Annotated in this window: 5 protein-coding genes and 1 pseudogene; 5 read left to right on the top strand and 1 reads right to left on the bottom strand. The window is 44.4% G+C overall.

Going from position 1 to position 3,020, the window contains the following annotated elements; translation table 11 throughout:
* Positions 1 to 67: 67 nt before the first annotated feature.
* Positions 68 to 547, top strand: a complete 480-nt coding sequence (locus tag F6K53_RS36345; protein ID WP_293084298.1) for an SDR family NAD(P)-dependent oxidoreductase — start codon at positions 68 to 70, stop codon at positions 545 to 547.
* Here the strand turns inward: F6K53_RS36345 and tnpA are convergent.
* Positions 498 to 923 carry an IS200/IS605 family transposase gene (gene tnpA / locus F6K53_RS36340; protein WP_293052359.1) on the bottom strand — a complete coding sequence of 142 codons (426 nt, stop codon included), beginning with the start codon at positions 921 to 923 and terminating at the stop codon, positions 498 to 500. The genes F6K53_RS36345 and tnpA overlap by 50 nt on opposite strands.
* Positions 924 to 974: 51 nt before the next feature.
* On the opposite strand from tnpA, the gene F6K53_RS46225 reads away from it, so the two are divergent.
* The 4 genes and pseudogenes from F6K53_RS46225 (at position 975) to F6K53_RS36330 (ending at position 2,678) form a co-directional block, all read left to right on the top strand.
* The gene (locus tag F6K53_RS46225; protein ID WP_366511399.1) at positions 975 to 1,604 is read left to right on the top strand and encodes a transposase; all 630 of its coding nucleotides are present in this window, start codon (positions 975 to 977) and stop codon (positions 1,602 to 1,604) included.
* Positions 1,605 to 1,679: 75 nt separating this feature from the next.
* Positions 1,680 to 1,874 (top strand): annotated as a pseudogene (locus F6K53_RS46220) (transposase); the annotation flags it as partial.
* Positions 1,852 to 2,235, top strand: a complete 384-nt coding sequence (locus tag F6K53_RS46215; RefSeq protein ID WP_366511400.1) for a transposase — start codon at positions 1,852 to 1,854, stop codon at positions 2,233 to 2,235. The pseudogene F6K53_RS46220 and the gene F6K53_RS46215, both read left to right, overlap by 23 nt.
* 5 nt (positions 2,236 to 2,240) lie before the next feature.
* Positions 2,241 to 2,678 carry an SDR family oxidoreductase gene (locus F6K53_RS36330; protein ID WP_366511398.1) on the top strand — a complete coding sequence of 146 codons (438 nt, stop codon included), beginning with the start codon at positions 2,241 to 2,243 and terminating at the stop codon, positions 2,676 to 2,678.
* Positions 2,679 to 3,020 lie beyond the last annotated feature (342 nt).

Below are 3,020 nucleotides of genomic sequence, written 5' to 3'. Positions count from 1 at the left end.
TCTAATTTTTTTTGGCCTAACTTATACCGAATGGTCAATGTTTTGATATTTGATTTGAGGTATTACTATGACACGCTTAGCAAATAAGACTGCAGTAATCACTGGTGGCTCTACCGGAATTGGCTTTGAAACCGCAAAGCAGTTTATCGCCCAAGGGGCACGGGTGATTATTACCGGACAAAAAGAAACGCGACTGAATGCAGCAGCAGATGCTTTGGGGGAAAATGCTATCCCTGTTAAAGCTGATGTGCGTTCGCGTAGCGTGGCCTTTTGGCCATCGCTTGCGGATCTAGATCATCTGGCTGCCCAAGTAGAAGCCACCTTTGGCAAGCTCGATATCCTATTTGCTAATGCTGGGATTGGTTACTTTGCTCCGATCGAACAGGTGGATGAAGCTTTCTACGATAACCAATTCGACATCAATGTTAAAGGAGTCTTTTTAACCAAAAAATTTGGGTCTGTTCGCGTAGCGTCGGCTTTGCCGAAGCCCCGTCCTTCTAGGACGGCTTTTTCTGATTATTTATGTACTCTTTTAGTACCTCAATAGAAGCTCCTCCCACAGAAGCCGCAAAATAGCTAGAACTCCACAATGCCGTTTTCCCATTAGGTTTTGGATAGCCATTCTCTCCGTATCTCCGACTAGACAATCCTTTGAGACTGTTAACTATCTGAGAAATTGATAATTTTGGAGGGTATTCTTTCGCGTAGCGTGAGCAAAGCTCAATCAGAATGTGTACATGGTCAGCCTCTCCATTAAACTCTCTAATTTCAAAATTCATCTTTTTGGCCACCTCTCTGAACGAGTTTTCGATAGACCTAAGGCTTGTCAAGGTCAATATTTTTTGACGATACTTGGTTACACATATCAGGTGCATCTGTAAATTTGTAATACTGTGTCTTTCTTTTCGGAATCCCATTGCCAAATCCTGTAGACTACAATATAATCATAGTAGAGACCAATCTATTAAAAGCAATTGAAAGCCAGATACCAGTATCGTTTTTATCCCACTGACCAACAAAAGAGCGACCTCGCCAGGTTGTTCGGTTGTGTTCGCGTTGTGTGGAACGATGCCCTGGCTATTTGCAAAAAATCTCAGAAAACTCCTAAGTCAGGGGAATTGCAGAAGTTGGTTATTACTCAGGCCAAAAAGACCGAAGAAAGAAAGTGGTTATCTGAGGTTTCTGTAGTTCCATTGCAGCAGTCTGTAGCTGATCTAGGAACTGCTTATAAAAACTTTTTCGATTCCTGTAATGGGAGGAGAAAAGGCCGAAAAGTTAGGCCGCCAAGGTTCAAAAAGAGAACCAATAAACAGTCAGCTAGATTAACTCAGAGAGGATTCTCTATTCAAGGTGATGGGGTTTATTTAGCCAAGATTGGAGTAGTTAAACCTATATGGTCTAGAGAACTACCGTCAGACCCAAGCTCTGTAACTATTATCAAAGATTGTGCCCATAATTATTTTTTAAGCTTTGTTGTAGATATTGAGCCTATTCATATCGATGTCAAGAATCAAAGTATTGGGATTGACTTGGGTATCAAGACATTTGCTGTAATGAGTGACGGGAGCGAAGTACATAGCCCTGACTACTCAAGGCTGGATTGAGCAAAGCTCACGCTACGCGATCGCAAATTAAGAAAAGCTCAAAAGAAATTCGCCAAGCAACCTAAAGGGTCAAATCGCAGAGAAGTGACTAGGCGACGAATAGCCAAGATAAATAACAATATAGCTAATAAAAGAAAAGATTTCCTGCATAAACTATCAACCAAGACTGTTGTCGAGAACCAAGTAATAGTCCTAGAAGATCTGAATGTATCAGGAATGATCAAAAATCGCAAGTTAGCGCTTAGCCATAAGTCAGCAAGGATGGGCTGAATTTAGAACTCTTTGTAAGGCCAAATCCGACAAGTACGGAAGGGACTTCAGGGTTATTAGCCGCTGGGAACCCACCAGTCAGGTTTGTTCGGATTGTGGCTTCAAATGGGGAAAGCTTGATTTGTCTATACGTTCTGTGCTTTGCTTGAGCTGCGGTACTGAACAAGACAGAGACGTCAACGCTGCAAAAAATATAGAAAAGGTCGGCATGGGGCATCGGCACGACCATAAACGGGCAAGGAGAGATGGTAAGACTGCTGAGACCGTAGGTCACGCTACGCGAACGGCAGCACAGCTCGATGATCTGTCAAGAATCACCGTTCTTCCTTCGGCGGTGAGTATGTCAAAGTTCAGAAATTAGTCGGCTTGTTGAATGAAGGAGCCAGCATTATTTTGAATGCGTCAGCGGTAAACGAGAAAGGAGTGCCGATGGGCAGCCTTTACTTTGCCACCAAAGCCGCTGTTCGCTCCTTTGCCCGTTCCCTAGCTGCTGAACTGGCTCCCCGCCAAATTCGCGTCAATGCTGTCAGCCCTGGTATCGTTCGCACAAACTTTGAGAGCAAACTCGGCCTGCCGGATGGCGCGTTTGAAGGCTTCATCGAAGCTGTCAAGGAAGCTGCGCCGCTCCATGGCCTTTGGGCCACGCTACGCGAACGAGAAGGAAAACCGGAGGAAATTGCCCAAGCGGTCGTTTTTCTGGCTAGCAACGAGTCTTCTTATATGACGGCGGTTGACCTAGTCGTAGACGGTGGCTACATGAACTTGAATTCTCCACGGGTTGAAACCGCGTGGATTCTAAGCTGATATCACTACGCGGGTTGAAACCGCGCTGAGTCCTTTGGACTCGCTTCGCGAACGTGATGCTTACAATACGATCTAGAAAGGTAATTCAGACCATATCGTTTGACAGATTCAAAACTGCCCTACATCCCTGGCCTATGGCCACGCTACGCGAACGGATTAACTCAAAAAGTCAACCTGTGGATTTACTTTTAATTTAACTAGCTTTCGGAGTGGTTGTACCAAACAAATCAGGGCAATAAATCACTACTTTTTGCTGCGTTACTTGCCTGTACCATAGTCGTAGGATATACCCCGTCTCTTTCTTGCCGGAATTTCACCGTACTAGCAAAATATAAACGTGAA

The organism is Moorena sp. SIO4A1 (assembly GCF_010672065.1).
Classification (GTDB): domain Bacteria; phylum Cyanobacteriota; class Cyanobacteriia; order Cyanobacteriales; family Coleofasciculaceae; genus Moorena.
The sequence above is the reverse complement of the archived record's forward strand: the minus strand, read 5'-3'. Positions and strand labels throughout refer to the sequence as shown.